This is a genomic window from Nocardiopsis sp. NRRL B-16309 (assembly GCF_001279585.1).
Taxonomy (GTDB): domain Bacteria; phylum Actinomycetota; class Actinomycetes; order Streptosporangiales; family Streptosporangiaceae; genus Nocardiopsis.
The window spans coordinates 15812-33109 of the sequence record NZ_LGEC01000083.1 but is presented as its reverse complement, the minus strand read 5'-3'; the positions used below and the strand labels follow the sequence as shown (position 1 = coordinate 33109).

The following is a 17298-nucleotide window of genomic DNA, read 5'->3' as shown; positions in this document are numbered from 1 at the left end:
CGAGGGAGGTGACGGACGCATAGGGCTCGGGGGCGACCATGGACGGTAGCGTCGATCAGCAGCAGGCACTGGACTTCGACACGGTAGGGGGCGGGGATGAACCAGTACGGGCAGACCGTGAAGGCGACCTGGGAGCGGATGCAGCCCAGCGAGGTGGCCGAGATGCTCGACCCGGAGATGTTCTTCACCCGGATCGGGGAGGAGATCGCCTCCGAGATCGCCCAGCTGTGGCCCCAGATCGCGGGGGACGACCCGCCGGGGGAGACGCACCCGGAGAAGGCCCGCCGGCTCCGGACCGCCCAGCAGGCAGCCGAGGCCCAGGTGATGCGCGCCAAGCTGGAGGAGCTGCTCGGCGACCGGGAGGAGGAGGGCGGGGAGGAGACCACGGAGGTGTTCGAGGAGGAGCCTCTGGAGGACTCCCGGGACTGGCTGGCCCGGGAGATGGGCATGCCCCGCAGGAAGTAGGGCCGCCCCGGTTCGTGCCCAGCGGCCAGCACGACCTGGCCCAGTCCGGCGCCAAGACCCGGGTGCGCAACAACCTCGCCGCCCTGCGCCTGCTCCGTGAATCGCAGGGCCGCACCATCGACGCCACGGCTGCCGAGCAGAAAGTGCTGGCCCGCTGGTCGGGGTGGGGCGCGGTCCCCCAGGTCTTCGACAACGACAACCCCGACTTCGCCAGCGAGCGCGCCGAACTGCGCGAGCTGCTGAGCACCGCCGAGTACGGTGCCGCCGCGCGCACCACGCTCAATGCCCACTACACCGACGCCGCACTGGTGTCGGCCATCTGGGACGGGATGAGGGAGCTCGGCTTCACAGGCGGCAACGTCCTCGAACCCGGGTGCGGCAGCGGAAACTTCATCGGCCTGGCCCCCACCGACACGCCTGTGCCCACCCGCATGATCGGTGTGGAGCTGGATCCCATCACAGCAGGCATCGCCGCACGCCTGTACCCCGAACCACACGCCCAGGTCCTCAACGAGAGCTTCGGCGACACCCTCATCCCCCTGGGAGAGTTGGACGCCGCCGTCGGCAATGTCCCCTTCGGCGACTACCGGGTCTACGACCCCGTCCACAACCCCGACCGCCACTCGATCCACAACCATTTCATCAACAAGTCCTTGGACGCCGTGCGCCCGGGCGGGGTGGTCGCGATGATCACCTCCCGCTTCACCCTGGACTCCGAGAGCAGCGACGCACGGGATGCGCTGGCGTCTAAGGCCGACCTGCTCGGCGCCATCCGGCTGCCCGCCTCCGCGCACCAGAACGCGGCCGGCACCCGGGTGGTCACCGACATCCTCATCCTGCGCCGCCGCGGCGAGCACCAGGCACCCTCAGCCCACAACCACTGGTCGACCGCCCTGGACCTTGCGGACAAGGACGAGAACGTCACCAAGGAGGTGTGGGCCAACGAGTACTTCTTCGCCCACCGCCACCACGTCCTGGGCCGCCTCGGTGTCCGCCAGGGCCAGTTCGGGCCCGAGCTCGACGTCACCGACAGCCCTGCGGACCTGGCGGGCGCGGTGCGCGAGGCCTTCGTCGACATCGCCGCCACCGCCCGCGAGCGGGGCCTGGAGCCGACGCCGGCGCAGGACTTCGCCCCCATCACCGTGCCCAGCGCCGAGCTGGGGCGCCTGGAAGGGCTGCTCCAGATCGCCGAAGACGGTGCGATCACCAAGATGGAGCGGGGCGTCGCCCACCCGCACACGGTCTGGCCCGCCAAGGACGAGCGCGAACTGCGCCAGCTGATCGGCCTGCGCGAGACCTACACCGCCCTGCTGGACGCCGAAGCCTCCAGCGCCGAGGACACCGACGAGATGGCGCAGCTGCGCGCCGACCTCAACCGCCGCTACGACACCTACGCCGAGCGGTTCGGACCGCTCAACCGCTTCAAGTACAAGACCAACGGCTCCAAGCAGTTCCCCCACCAGGGGCAGTTCCGCCAGGACCCGATGTGCTCGGTGGTCTACGCGCTGGAGAGGTTCGACGCCGAGACCCAGACGGCCGAAAAGAGTTCGGTGTTCACCCGGCGGGTGCTGGCCCCGCGCCGACCCGCCGAATTTGCCGACAGTCCGGCCGACGCTCTGGCACTGTGCCTGGACAGCCACGGCCGGGTGGACTTGGAGGAGATCGCCCGCCTGCTCAAGGCCCCCAGCGCCGATGCGGCCCGCGAGGCGCTCGGCACGCTGGTCTTCGACGACCCCGAGGCGCCCGAGGACGATCGGGTGGTGGCAGCAGCCGAATACCTGTCCGGGGACGTGCGCCGCAAACTGCGCACCGCCCAGGGACTGGTGGCCACCCAGCCGCATCTGCAGGCCAACATCGAGGCCTTGGAGGCCGTGGTCCCCGCCGACCTGGTCCCCGACCAGATCGACGCCAAGCTCGGCGCGTCCTGGATCGACCGCTCCTACGTGGAGCAGTTCGCCCGTGAACTCCTCGATGACGAGCACGTGGTCGTGGAGAACCCCGGCGGCGGCATCTGGGCGGTGCGCGGCCCCGAGAACCCCGAGGCCACCCAGACCTGGGGCACCGATGACTTCAACGCCTATGAACTGCTCACCCTGACCCTGAACCAGAAGCGCGTCGTGGTCACGCGCACGACCGGTGAGGGCAAGGACAAGCGCACCGTCGTCGACCAGGTGGCCACCGAGACGGCGCGGGGCAAGGTCGAAGAGCTGCGGATGCGCTTCTCCGAGTGGGTGTGGGGGGACCCTGAGCGGGCCGAGCACCTGCAGGAGGTCTACAACGACACCTTCAACGGCATCGCGCTGCGCTCCTACGACGACGTCCACATGACCCTGCCGGGCCTGGACAAGGACTTCATCCCGCGGCCACACCAGTACGCGGCGGTGGCACGCATCCTCAACGAGCCCTCCACGCTGCTCGCCCACCCGGTCGGGGCGGGCAAGACGGCCGAAATGGTCATGGGCGCGATGGAGATGCGCCGGCTGGGTGTGGCAAAGAAGCCCGTGGTGGTCGTGCCCAACCACATGCTGGAACAGGTCTCCCGGGAGTGGCTGCAGATCTACCCCCAGGCGCGCCTGCTGGTCGCCGACGGCAAGAAGATGAAGCCCCAATATCGGGCCGACTTCATCGCCCAGTGCGCCAACGGCGACTGGGACGCCGTAGTGATGACACACGCCCAGTTCGAGAAGCTGCCGATGTCACGGGCCAAGCAGGCCGAGTACATGCAGCGGCGCATCGACGAGCTCCAGGGGTGGATCGACGGCTCCGACGCCTCCCACGACCGGATCACGGTCAAGCGGCTGCAGCGCATGCTCGCCACCGCCCAAGAGCGCCTGGAACGCCACCTGGACAAGAGCGATCCCGGCCTGTGCTTCGAGCAGTCCGGGATCGACGCCGTCATCGTCGACGAGGCCCACAAGTTCAAGAACGGGCAGATCAACTCCAACATCCAGGAGGCGGCCAAGGAGGCCGCCGGGCGCGCCGACGACATGCTGATGAAGACCGACTTCGTCCATGAGCAGGGCGGCCGGGTGGTCTTCGCGACCGCCACTCCCATCGCCAACTCGGTCTCCGAGGCATGGATGATCCAGCGGTACCTGCGCCCGGATCTGCTGGCCGAGCGCGGCCTGCTCGAGTTCGACGTGTGGGCCTCCACCTTCGGTGAGGTGCGCCCGATCATCGAGCGCAATGTCGACGGCGACATCCGCGAAAAGGACCGGTTCGCCAGTTTCGACAACCTGCCCGAACTGCTGCGCATGTTCCACACCTTCGCCGACATCAAGACCGCGAAGGATCTAAACCTCCCCGTCCCTGAGATCGGATACGCCGACCCGAACGACCCGGACACATTCGTTCAGGGGCCGCAAACACTGATCGTCCCTCACACACCGGAGCAGTGGTCCGCGCAGCTCGAAATCCAAGCGCGGGCGAAATCCATCACCGGGAGCAATCCCGGGGAGCACCTGGTGGTACGCAACCACGCCCGCTTCAACGCCCTGCACCGCAACCTGGCCCCCCAACCGCCGGACCTGGCCGACCTGTCCCCGGAGGACGTGCAGCGGGCCATCGGGCAGATCGAGGAGTTCAACCGGCTCCCGCCCGACGAGCGCGAACGGCGCATGAAGGAGTACTACCTCCTTCTGAAGACCCCTATCGAGGAACGGGGTGAGACTCCCGGATGGTTCCAAGACCTTTCTCTGGGGGCCACTAAAGCCGATTTCGCCGCCCACAATATCGCCCAGACCTGGGAAGCGAACAAGGACACCGTCTACGACGAATCCGAGCGGCCCGGCGCCCTGCAAATGGTCTTCTGCGACCTGGGCACGCCGCTGGACGAGCAGAAGAGGAAGAATTCCAGCCGCACCTTCAGCGTCTACGAAGACCTGCGGGACAAGCTCATCGCCCGCGGCGTCCCCGCCGAAGAGATCCGGTTCATCCAAGAGACCTCCGGCGATGACCGCAAGAAAGCGGAGCTGTTCGCCGCCTGCCGGGACGGGCGGGTGTCGGTGCTGATCGGCTCGACCGAGATGATGGGCGTAGGCACCAACGTCCAAAAACGCGCGGTAGCCCTGCACCACCTGGACTGCCCCTGGCGGCCGGTGGACATCGAGCAGCGCGAGGGCCGCATCGAGCGCCAGGGCAACCTCCATTCCCGGGCGCAGATCTTCCGCTACGTCACCCCCGACAGCTTCGACACGGTGCTGTGGGACACCAACGTCCGCAAGGCCCTGTTCATCGCCCAGGTAATGACCGGCCAACTCACCACCCGCAGTATCGAGGACATCAGCGCCGAGGTCTCGGGGTTCTCGCTCACCCAGTCCATGGCGGCCAACAATCCGCTGGAGCAGCGGCTCGCCGAGAACCACAAGACGCTGTCGCGGTTGGAGAAGCGCTACCGCGGTTTCGTGCGCAGCCGGGCCGCCTCCCAGCACACGATCAAGCACGCGCCGGCCCGCATCCGCCAGGTCGAGGCGGCCATCTCCCGTCTGGAGGCCGCTCTCGACCGGCGCGTCTCCACGCGCCCGGGCACCTTCACGATGGTGGTGGAGGGGCGTGGCTATGAGTCCCGCAAGGACGCGGGCCAGGCCCTGCGGCAAGTCCTGCTCAGCGAGCGCAATCAGGCGTTGGCCCTATCCAACGGCGGGGAGATGACCCGGGTCGGCTCCGCCATCGTGGGCGGCTTCGGCCTGGACGTGTCGCTGCAGGCCAAGCGCAACATGGAGGGGCGTGTGGTCCGCAGCGCCCTGATCGAGTTCACCGACCTGCCGGACGAGAAGGGCTCGGCCACCACGAGCTACCTCTTCCTGCGCAGTACTCAGGAGATCCGGGAGTTCTCCCCCCACGGTCTGGTCACCCAGCTGACCAACAAGATCGACAGCCTCGACGACCGTCTGCGCATCGCCCAGGCCCAGCTGCCCAAGGAGCACAAGAAGCTACGCACGGCCCAGGCCAACTTGGAGCGGGCCTTTCCCTGGGAGCAGGAGCTGGCCGAGGCCCGCGAGCTGGACGCCTCGCTGCGCGCCGAACTGGGCATGAATGAGGACAAGGGCGAGGCCGAAGAAGACGTCGAGGTCGCGGTCGGCGCCGATTCGGCTGTGGAGTCCGCTGTCTCTGCTGCCGCGCCAGCGCCCGCAGCCAGTTCTTCCACACCGAGCTCTGCCACGCCCCCGGCCTCGACGCCGGAACCCCCCGCGGCGGGACCGGCCGCATCGGCTGTCCGTGACCCCTCGGGCTCGGCGTCCGCAGCCACACCGGAGAGCGACGCGGCGTCCGAACACGAAGTCCTGCTGCAGGCCGCTCGCGAACAGGGTTTCCTGATGGAGGGCACAGTGGGGCCCGCGAGCGCTGCCCCCTCGACGCCCCCGCCGCCTGCTGCGGCACAGGACCGGAAGGTTGCGGCCGCCCCGGACTGGACGCCGGAGGAACTGGCGGTCAAGGACGCCATCGACGAGCTGGAGCAGGCCTCCGCCCTCCAACGCCGACCGGCGCGCGATCGGGTGCTGCTGCGCCTGCGGCAGGCCAAACCGCACACCGACGAGATGACGCTGCGGCACCTGGTCGGATCGGCGCACTTGGCCGACCCCGGTGGCCCTTGGGACAAGGCGGACAAGCTCGCCGAGATGGGCCTGTTCCCCAGGGAGACCGCCGTCGAGCAGTCGACTGAGCGTGAAGACGCCGCAGAGGTAAAGGCGCCAAGCTCCGCAGCCGGCGAGGGGACCTTCAAGAAGGCGCGCATCAGCTATGAGCGGGCCCCGGACGGCTCAGTACGGGTCGTGGCCACCCCCGTGAACGAGGGACCGTCTCCGGAGTCGTCTCCAGCCCCCGGCAAGGGCACCGCTGTCGACTCTGCCGTAGTGGACATGGAGTCCGACGAGGTCCAAGCCCTGGGGCATGTGGTGGCCACCGGCAGGGCCTACCCCGTGCGCTGCCGCCGCGGCGACGGCGGCCGGGTCCAGGTTCGTATGAGTCCTCAAGTGCTGGAGCGGCTGGCCAAGGACTTGACGGACATGGTCGACGAGGACTCCCTCGACGTCTCCGGACCCGGGGTGCCCGCCTGGCCGACCTTCGAGTCCGAGACCCACTCCGAGGCGAGCACCGTCACAGGGATTCGGAAGCTCGGATCCGACTCCTCCATGCCCCTAGTGCCCGACGACGACGGCCTGGTCCCTCTGCCGCTGGCCTTCGACGCGCTCCAGGACCTCCAGCATCAGGACTTGGCACCTCTGCCTCCAATCGGAGGTGACCACGACCAGGCCGAGGAGCGCTTTTCTTCAGCCCGGCAGCGCCTCGTGTCCGCTCTGAGCGACCCCACCGACCAGGGCTCCGTCAGGCGGACCATGGCTCTGCGCGAAGACGCCGAACAGGAGTTGGAGTCCTACCGCAAGTCCTACCGCACCGGAGCGAGGGCGGGGTCAGAGCGCCTCGCCCAGATCGAGAACCTGCGCGATGCCGTGGATCATCTGGTCGGCGCCGGTCAACTGGAGTTCGCCGAGCGGTTCCTCAACCGGGCCCGCATCGCCGCAGCCAACACCGGTGAGACCAGGGTCTGGGAGAAGGAGATCTGGGTGTTCCGCAGCGCCCTGATCACCAGCTCCGACCTGCTGCCGAGCAGGATCAAGGCCGGTCAGGGTGCAACCGTCGTGCGAGCCGCCTACGGCCTGGCACGCGATCGCCTGGCCCAGACCCACCCGTCCTTTCACGACGACCCCGGCGAGCGCGGCCTCGACTACTTCAGGATCACCCGGGGCTCGGCACTGGTCCCCTGGTTGCGTCAAACACAGCAGCGCATCGAGGCGGTGGAGCAGGCGGGTCTGCGCTACGAGGCCACCCGGCTGTACCAGAGGGCTGCCGAGCAGCGCGCCTCCTCAGGGGAGCGGGATTACTGGGCCGCTCAGGTGATGTACGGCCACGCCGCACCGGAGTACCGGAGCCTGCTCTTTCAGAGCCTGGAGCGTATGCGGGGCAAGGAGGGCACTGAGGAGCACGCCCGGCTGTACCAGTCGGTGGCCAACGCTATGCACCGTCAGGTGCGTGAGAGCCAGCGCTTCGAGGACGGCACGGATCCTGGGTTGCAGCGCCTGCACGGCGAGAACGCCTGGCAGCTCTTCCAGGTGCTGGAGCACATGAACCCCGAGGCAGCACAGGGTTTGCTCTCGGATGTGGAGGAGATCCGGGACGCCTACAACCTGCAGGCGGACAAGCTGTGGCAGACCACTGTCTACGCCGGCGAAGACCCCTCTTCCATCGTGCAGGCGAGCCAGCGAGAGGTAGAGCTGTCCGTGGAGCGGCTGCGCCTCCAGGGCCAGTTGCGCACCGCGGTCGAGGCCATCGACACCCTCCACCAGCACCTGGAGGACCATGGCCTGGCCCGTGCGCCCGAATTCCTCGGCGACGTCGACTCGCGGCCCCTGGTGGACCTGCGCAAGGACGTCCTGACCCAAGCCCAGCAGGTGAGCACGACGCTGGCACAAGAGGGTCGGGACGCCCACGCGGCCGGCGACCAGGAGGCCGAGCTGGACGTGCTGCGACAGATCTGGGAGGCCGTGCCGCAGGTGCCCGCGGACAAGGTCACCGAACAGATCTCCCGGCTCGAAGCCCGCATGTCCGAACCCTCTTCTGCGCCTTCCTCGCCTGCGCCAGCCTTCCAAGAAGCACCGCAGGAGCGGGGGGTTGAGGCCAGGGGCTCCGGCGCTGAGACCGGCCCGGCGCCTTCTCTGGCTGCCTCTCCGCCCTCGATTCCGTCCGTGGAGCCGATGGACGTGCGTCCCTCCGCAGTCGATGGGGACGTGGATCTGCTGGACCGTCTGTCCGTGGCCCAGCACAACGCGCGTACCGGGCTGGCCTTCGACACCTCCGTCCTGGACCCGGCGGGGGAGCGCGGCACCGCCACCTCGGACCTGGGCCGTGCGCGTGCCGACGTCGCTGCGGCCGTCGACCAGCGCCTGGAGGCCGAGGACTTCGTCGGTGCCTGGCGCCTGCTCGGTGCAGCACAGGTCATCGACCCCGCCTCGGTCGAGCGCCACACCCAGGACAGGGCTCTGCTCACCCAGATCGCCCGCCACGCGGTCGCCGAGGGGCCGACCGATACCGACTCCGCGCAGGCGGCGCTGGAACAGGCCGACCGCCACCTGCTCACCTTCACGCTCTTCAACCCTCCCGTCGACAATCGCCGGGTGGATGGCACCGTCAAAGCCCTGCTCGATCAAGGGCTCTTCCGGCACGCCGAGCAGTTCCTGACCCTGGCGGGGCCGGTGGCGACCCCGCGCTTCGTTCAGCTGCAGATCGATCAGCGCTGGGTCGAAGCCCTGTCCGGCCAACATCAGGACGTCGCCTTGCCCGCCCTGCTGGGCGAGGACGGACTGGACGCCCGCCTGATCCAGCAAGCCCGCACCCACTTGGAACCGTCCCGCAACGCCGGCATGCGCTACAGCGAGCGAACCATCAACCGCGTTGCGCGGGCCCAGTTCAACGACGTCATCGCCCAGATGACCCTGGTGGGCGCCCAGGGCCGCGCCACGGCCCTGGCCCTGCTGACCCACGCCAACCACCTGGACATCAACGGGTGCTGGGACCGTGCCGAGCAGTACTCCCGGCTGCGCTACCCCGGGGCGGCGTTCGCCGACGGTCTGCCGTCCAACATCGTGCGGGTGGAGCATTCCGAGGAGGGCACCCGGCTGCGCGGTGTGCCCCGGGCTCCCAAGGGCAGTCCGCTGCACACCGCGCTCACCGGCGCCAAATTCAAGTACTCCACCAAGAAGGACTACTGGTACCTGCCTTCGCCCTGGAAGGTGTGGACCCGCCAGCGGTCGGTGAACCAGCTCCTGAACGACCTGGACAAGCTCGACGTCCCCTACATCACCGAGGCGCGCTGGCAGGCGTTCGCTTCCGGGACGGCGGCTTCCGACGACGAGCGGCGCCGCAACCACTACGCGGATGCCACGACCCGGGCGCTGGCCACGGGACAGGGTGTACCGGCCGCCGACGGCGTGCTGGCCCTGGATGAGTACGTGCGCCGGGAGCGTGAGAGCCAGGGGGTGCACAACACCCACGACGCCTTCGGAGTTCGGGCCCTGCGCGAAACGGTCTCCAAGCGCGCCTGGTCTGAGGCCGATGAGGCCAAGCGCCAGTACAGCCGCGCCAAGCGGGACGGGGCTGATCCGGCCGCGCTGTTGGACCTGGCCGACGAGGTCGCACGTACCCACCCCGACCCCGAACGGATCCAGGATCTGGAGGCGGTGCGCGAACAGCTGCGCGCTGAGGTCGCCGCCCAGGTCCAGGCGGCCCCGGACGGGCAAGCCCTCGACCCCGCTCAGGTCCAGAAGGGCCAGCCGCTCACAGCGACGCCCTCGAACGCCGCGGACCACTTGAGCGCCGACGACGCCGCGGTCCTGCGGGCCTACACCTCTTCGCCCGAGGCCAGCGTCGAGCGCCTGCACGCCCAGGTGAAGCTCAGCGACGCCGTGCACGCGGCCGCTACCTGCGGTGATCCGGCAACCGCCCTGAGGCTGCTGGGCGGCGCTGAAGAGGCCATGACCACCCTTCAGGAGCGAGATCTGTGGAGGCGCCACCACCGGGCACTGACCGACGCCGCCGGCCAGATCGGCCAAGGCCTGGACGCGCCTGTTGAAGGCCAGGAGGCCCGTGCGCGCCTGGCCGCCCTGTACACGCTCGAATGGGGCCGCACCGACGCCCCCGAGCGAGGGCGCGGGGAACCGCGGGCACTGATGGAGCAGGTCCTGCGCGCGACGGAGGCCGCCTCCCCCCAGCAGGCTCTGGAGATGATCTGGGAGGCACGCCGCTTCCAGAAGAACGAGCACGGCGCTGGGGAGCTGTGGGACGGATTCAGCGCCGAGCTCCGGGAGCGCAGCGCCGCCCACCAGGTCGCCCAAGTCGAGCAGATGTTCATCGACACCTTCGCCAAGAGGGGCATCCACATCGCGCCGGGCAGCGACCTCGCCGGCGACTACCCGCTGGCCTACACCAGCATCGAGCGGCGCCACCTGTTGCCGACCGAGGAGGACTCGGACCTGGGGCCGCTCTCCCACGAGCACCACATGCGGCGGCTCAACATCATCTGGCACATCCGGATGCGGGGCTGGGCGAGCCCGGACGGCGTCGAGAAGGCGCTGGCGGCAGCCGAAGCGGACCTGACACGCGGCTATACGGGCGATCACGCGCAGTTCACGCTGGGGGACCCGCGCATCCCCGCGTGGGCGGGTCCCATCACCCCCCAGGAGCGTCTGTTCGCCCACGCCTGGGCCCGCCATACCGGTGAGGACCTGCTCCCTCCCACCGACGCCGAGGTGCTCGGCGAGGCCGAGCGTGATCTCCAAGTCGCCCCGCACAGGGCTCTGGCTTGGATGGACGCCCACGTCGAGCAGGTGCGCGACCTGCCCCCGGCGCTGGCCGGGCCCGAGCGCCACGCCACAGGACCGGAGTTCACTGAACTGCACGAGCAGGTGGCCCGGGCCGCGGCCGCCGACCTGCAGGGCGCCACCGACCTCTACAGCGCCCACATGAACGGGCAGGGCGACCCTGCGGACACCGCCCACGGCCTCTACCGCCACGGTGAGGAGGTGTTCCTGCCCCCGGTCGTGCGGGACACGCTCGCGCTTCGGCAGTACTGGGCCCGTCATGACGCCGCCTACGCGCGCGCCGAGGCGCTGTGCGGGGAAGGCGAGCTGCGCCAGGCCGCACAGGTCATCGACGACTTCCGCCAGGGCGTCGTGGCCCCGCTCCTGGCGGGTGTGGCCATGAGCTTTGAAGCGGACCGCCGCGGCGAGGCCACCCTGGGCGGCCTGGACCAACGCATCGACCTGCTCGTCAAGGACAGTGTCGGCCGCCCGGTACGCAACCGCATCGTGGAGGCCTTCGATCGGGGCGACCTTCCCCGGGCGGCCTGGCACCTGGCCGAGTACGAACGTCTCGCCGACCCTGAGAGGCCCCTGTACTACCCGCTGTCCGTCGACATGGTGCAGCAGATCCGCGCCGTCGACCCGGTCGCCCCTGAACAGGCCCAGGACATCCGCGAGGCGGTGGAACAGCTGCGGCCCACCGTGTCCACCCTGGTCGAGCAGGCCCGCGCCGAAGGCTCCTTCCGCGAGTCGATCACCGCCATCGCGGACATCCACCAGGACCTCGCGACCCAGGGCCTTGACGACGTACGTCCCGGTCACGCCTTGCCCTTCCAGGAGCAGCTCGCGGAGTTGGAGAAGGAGGGGCGCTTTCTGGCCGTCGATCTCCACGAGGCCATCAGTCGCGAGGTGGAGGCGGAGTCCCCTGACACGAACACGGCGCTGGCGATGTTCACGCGCTTCGCACGCGCCGTCCCCGAGTCGGCGCGCTCCGACGAGGACCTGGACCAGATGCGGGCCGGCTTGGTGCACACCCTGGAGAAGTCCGCCTCGCGGCAGGGCGCCTCAGCCGATCAGGCCGCCGTGAAGGTTCTGCCTGCCGAGGAGAGGCCGGCCCCACCGCAGCCGCAGAACGAGCAGGACCACGAGAAGAACACTCCGGAGGCAGCGGACGCCCGGCAGGACGCGCCCGCGGCCGTAGAGACCGAACCGGTCACCGCTACCCACCCCGAGGAGGAAGCCCAGTTCCTCGCCGAGGAGGCCGCCAGGCAGGCCCACGAGGAAGCTCTGATGGCCGAAGCCGCGGCCCTGGGCCTGGACGAGCCCGAAGAGCCGCAGGTCGGGCCGTGGGCGCGGGTACGTGTCCACCTGCTCATGACCGGCAAGGACTACCCCGCGCTGCTGGACACCACCACCCGGGATCCGCACACCGTGCGCCTGGCAGAGCAGACCTTGGCCGAGATCGGGCACGACCTGGAGGCAGCCGACGCACTCTTCGAGAGCGACCGCACCGCCTTCGCACGCGACCCTCAGTACCCGCCGATCTCACAACCGGACCTGGTGCCGGTCAGGGTCGAGAAGTCCGAGTTCCCCGGGCAGGAGTCGGTCTGGCTGCTACGCGGAGCACCGAAGTCGCTGAACAACCAGACCCAGCTCGTCGCCGACGAGGAGGGCCTCTACGCCTGGAGGCGGTCCTGGGACGGCATCACCCCCGACGGCCCCGCGCATCCAGGGCTGGAACAGGCTCTGGATCCGCGTGGCGTTGACGCCGAGCCCTATCCCGAGTGGGGCCGGCCCCACCTCACGGACATCATCAATGAGCCCGACCCCTACCCCGACGAGGCGCCCTTCCAGCCCGAACCGCAGGAGGACTACAGCCCAGGAAGGGACGATCTGTACGACCACCTCAACAGCGTGGACGAGACGAGCCGGTGGGTGCACACCCTCATCGCTCGGGGCCGCCTCCACTACGCCCACGACGTCATCAGCGGCCTGATCGCCGACGCGAGCCAAGCCGGTGCAGTCGCCGACAGCGGCGTGTGGCACCGCCACCGCCGGGCGCTGCAGGAGGCGACCGACCGCATCGGTGACGAGCTGGCGGACCAGCAGGAACCGCCCGCTCTGCGAGCACGGTTGAGCGCCGAGTACCAGCTGCACTGGTATCGACTGCACGTGCCCGGGTCCTCGGGGGTCGAGCAGGACCGCCACGCCCGGCCCCTGCGCGACGCGCTGGTGGAGCTGCACGCCCACGATCCGGTGGCCGCTCTGGACCTGCTGCGCGAGGCCGACACCCTGAGCCCAAACCGGGCCTGGCGAGAGGTGCACCGGCACATCCTGGACCAGGCCGCGCGCGGTGACACGATGCTGGCCCGGGCGTTGGCCGCGCGCGGGCACGACTACGACGCGCTTCTGGGCACGGAACGCATAGGAGCGGGCCCCTACCTGTACGCGCTGCGCCGGTCCAACGAGTCGCCGCTGTCGCCGCAGGTGCGGGCGGTGCGCTTGGACATGGCCATCACGATGATGACGGAGGGCTGGCACGTTCCTCACCCAGCGACCAGGGCAGGAGCGTCCGCCCACGCCGCCTTGACCACGGCCTCCCAGGACGGACGCAACCTGCTCGGTGTGCGGCTGAGTCCCGACGACGTGCTCTGGGCCAACGAGTGGCTACGGGCCTCCCCCGTGGACGTGCAGCCGCCCGCCATCGGCGAGATCCTCGACATGGTCCACTACCTCGAGCAGAGCACCACCCTGGGGCCCTCGGGCATCCCCTCACGCAACGCCTCGGTGAGCCCGCACGCCATCGCGCGTCTGCTGGAGCGCTACGAGCACGCGTGCGAGAGCCTGCCGCCTTCGGCGGCTCGTGAGGACCGCCAGCCAGCAACCGACCTGCGCTTCCAGGCCGCCCGCGAGCACTGGCAGCAGCGGGCCGACGAAGACCTGCGCGAGCGGTGGAGCACCTACGCGACCTGTCGCGACACGGGCGACCACCGCGGCATGAGCCAGGCCCTGGCCATGGACGGTGCTGAACTGTTCCTACCTACTGAGGAACGCCGGGAGATCGAAGCCCGGCGCTACTGGGCCGAGCACGAGATCGCGTGCGAGCACGCCCTGGACCTGGCGCGCGCGGGCCAGCCCAACGAGGGCCTGGACCGGCTGAAGGAGTTCACCGACCGCTGGCCCGCCGAATGGGGCGAGCGCTTCACACCCACATGGGTGGGTGAGTCAGCAACCGCCCCGCGGACGGTGCAGAGCGTGGCACGCGAGATCGCCCACGCCCAGCGGGGAACTGCCCAAGGCGCCGTCCAGCAGACCGCTTCCACAGCCCCGGTCGATACCGCTGCGCCCCAGGTGAGCAAAGCGGACTGGCAGGCGGCCACAGACGCCTTCGAGCGCGCGGGCAGGGCCCGGCAGAGCCACCAGTACCGCACCGCGATCAAGGAATTGGACCGGGCGCGCGAGCTGGATCCCACTCGTGAGTACCTGTGGAAACACGCCCGCAACGTCGTGCGCGCCGACCAGGCCTCCGAAAACGCCGGGCACATGATGCGCAAGGGCAAGTTCGTCGCCTCGCTGGCCTCGTTGAAGGAGGCCCACCGCCTCGATCCGAGCCGGGCTGAGCTCTGGGAGCGGCGCCGGGTCCAGGTGGAACAGGCCCGGGGAGCGCACCAACCCGCCACCGCTTCGAGGCTGGTTCGGCAGACGACCTCCAAGCCTCGTCCAACCAAGCCGGAGCCGCCGGCGGCGACGCCAGCGCGGCCAGCGCGGCCAGCGCCAGGACGATCGGCCACCCAGCACACGAAGGAGGGACCTCGCCGATGACAGCACGCACCGACCACAGCCACTACACCGCGGCGGTGCACCAGGCACTCAACGAGGCTGGTCACACACCCGACTCGGTGATCGCGATCCATGAGAACACCGGGCTGCGCCGTTCCCAGTTCCGCCTTCGCGCTCTGCGGGTGCTCTGGGAAGAAGAGAAGGGGTGGTCGGCCACGCAGGAGAGCGGAGGCGGGAACCGGTGGTGGTGTCCCCATCCCGTCGTCGCTCCCCCTGAACATGTGGCCCAGTGGGTGAGCGACGTACTCGCCGGGGACAGGGCTGCGCAGGGCGTCGAACGGACGGAGATGGTGAGCCCGGACCTGGAGGCGGCGTTGACCTCCTACAACGCACCCGCCTGGCGCGCGGATCCCGATCCGGAGACCGATCCCGCATGGACCTAAAGGGGTACACCATGGTGTACATCATCGCTAGAGTGGAGGCATGACGAAAGCAGAATTCCTGAACCCCCACGGCATCAAGGCCGTCCGCACCGAGTTGCCCGCGATCGTGGAGAGGCTCCGCCAGGGCGGCCGCCAGGCTCAACCACTGGTCTTCGGCCGCTACAACCGGCCCGAAGCCGTACTGATCAGCGCCGAGCAGTACCTCGCGCTCGCCGAGTACTTCGACGACCTGCTCGACGAGCCGACCTTGGAGGAGCGACTGTCCAACGCTCCGGCCGACGACGATCTGGAGCTGACCACCGTGGAAGACTTCGCGCGAACTCTTTTCCAAGACAAGAAAAACGAATAGGTACCACCCGTGCCAAAATACGAACTCGGCTTCTACGAAGGGGTGAAGGAGAGGGATATACCGAACCTCCCCGAGCACCTGAAAGAGCCTTTCATATACAAGCTTCAGGAGCTGGCTTCCGGAAAGGAAGAGGGGCAACCCCTCCACGGAAAATCATTCAAGGATAGGGGGTGCAGGAAAGTTCCCCTAACCAGCCCAGAGATGGGGGCGAAACTTCTTAGAAACCGAGAAAAGGGCCGCGACCCCAACTCTGGGCTGGGTGACGATGTCGGATACCGCATCGTTTTCAGGAAGGGAGAAGTACGCGGAAAAAAGGTGATCGTCATCGTCGCCGTTGGCCCACGCAAAGGCTTCAAGGCTTACAAGTCAGCCGAGCACCGGCTCGTGAAGAATGCCAACAGCAAGAAAATGCCCTCGTTGACTTCCAGCAAGAAACCAACTCCTCGCGCCCCAGCGCAGGAGCCAACGAAACCCACTCCCCAGAGGGCTTCGGGTGCCCAGACAGGAAGAACTCGCTGATGCATCCCTCCGCAGAAACCCGGATTCCTTCGCTGTCATGGGTGATTCTGCGACTGGGTGGGGGTGCGGGTTCTGCCAGCGCACCATCCCAGGCCCCTCCAGGCTCCGCCTACCAGCGAGGGCCGACCCGCTACTCCAGAGCGCGGCGGGGAACAGGGAAAGCCCCGCAGGCGGCCGCGGGGCAGTAGGGAGCGCTCTCAGGCTTCCTCGGTGCCGGTGTCGTCGATGGTCACCTCTGCGCACGCTGACCTGCGAAGCGAAACCTCTTGCGTCACCACCTCGTCGCCTTGGTGGTGCGCAAGTCTTTGCGCGCCACCGGCCGAAGGGGTATGAGCGGGCAGGACGACGAAGTCGGGCGATTCGGCGGCGACCGGAGGACCGTAACACCCTTGCGACGGTTCAGCGGAGGGCTCGCCGTGCGGAACTGTTGCGGCCACGATAGTCCCATGACGATCGAGTACAGCCGCGCCCCCGAGGAGACGATCGACCTCGGCAATCCCTTGCTCTATCAAGAGGACCTGGTCCAGATCGCGAGGATCGTCGCCGATGAGTGCGGTGATGACTTCCTCATCGAATTCCATGACGACCGCGGCGCCAAGGCGCGTGAGCCTGAAGGATTTTCCGCGTACGCCGGTTCTAACGAAGTGGTTGCTCTGACACGTGTCACGGTTTCCGGCCATAGGGGTGATCTTCGCATAGTGGTCACGCTCACTCCCCGGGAAGCGAAAATCAATCTCACGGCCCCTGATAACGGATTGCGCGGTGCAGCCGGTCAGGTCAAAGACATCTGTCGACTCAGAAGTCGCCCAAGTTTTAACAGAGAACTGGCGGCGATGGTTACGTCTGGCATTCTCATTGCCACAGTATCTATCTTCGTAAACGTACTTGACCAAGGCGTGGTCCCGTTGGTTGCCGCTGGTATCGCGGTTGGCGGTGCTCTTCTTGGATATATGAGGGCCCAGAAAGGTCGAGCAAGCGAACTCGCTGGGGCAAAGCTGATCAATGCGCCGCGCTCGGAAAGCCCGACGCACTGGGAAAATCATCGAGTGGTCTACATCTCCAACACGATCACCGGTGCGATCACGCTGGTGCTGGGCGGGGTGATCGGATACTTCGTCAACCAGATCCCCGGCCTGGGCGGATGAACCGACTCTCGCGCCCAGACGGCGGCCGCCGACTCCGACCATTTTCGTAGACACTCGACCTGGGCGTGTCCACGTCAGATCGCACGCTCACGGGCGAGCGCGGAGTCGCTCGGGCCTCCCACTGCACACGGCCCTGCCGGTCGACCACGGACCACTGAGGAGGTTTTCCGTCCGCGAGACCCCGCCCCGAGCCTCACGGGACCCGCCCGACGCGCTCAGCCCGCCATAGTCGCCCCTTATGGCGG

At 68.6% G+C, this 17298-nt stretch carries 6 protein-coding genes; all 6 read left to right on the top strand.

Annotated elements, in window-relative coordinates:
- Positions 1-96: 96 nt before the first annotated feature.
- On the top strand, positions 97-465 hold the full coding sequence (locus ADL05_RS18500) for a hypothetical protein (protein WP_053618244.1): 369 nt from the start codon (positions 97-99) through the stop codon (positions 463-465).
- Between the two features lie 14 nt (positions 466-479).
- Positions 480-14639, top strand: coding sequence for a DEAD/DEAH box helicase family protein (locus ADL05_RS18495; protein WP_053618243.1), 14160 nt, complete (start codon positions 480-482; stop codon positions 14637-14639).
- Positions 14636-15040, top strand: a complete 405-nt coding sequence (locus tag ADL05_RS18490) for a DUF6292 family protein (protein ID WP_053618242.1) — start codon at positions 14636-14638, stop codon at positions 15038-15040. The genes ADL05_RS18495 and ADL05_RS18490 overlap by 4 nt, the downstream gene beginning before the upstream one ends.
- A gap of 40 nt (positions 15041-15080) precedes the next feature.
- Entirely contained in the window at positions 15081-15389 is a 309-nt protein-coding gene (locus ADL05_RS18485) for a type II toxin-antitoxin system Phd/YefM family antitoxin (protein ID WP_053618241.1), read from the top strand.
- Between the two features lie 9 nt (positions 15390-15398).
- The gene (locus tag ADL05_RS30635) at positions 15399-15908 is read left to right on the top strand and encodes a hypothetical protein (RefSeq protein ID WP_156365914.1); all 510 of its coding nucleotides are present in this window, start codon (positions 15399-15401) and stop codon (positions 15906-15908) included.
- Between the two features lie 446 nt (positions 15909-16354).
- Positions 16355-17053: a hypothetical protein gene (locus ADL05_RS30630; RefSeq protein ID WP_156365913.1), complete on the top strand. Its 699-nt coding sequence runs from the start codon at positions 16355-16357 to the stop codon at positions 17051-17053.
- The last annotated feature ends 245 nt before the right edge of the window (positions 17054-17298 follow it).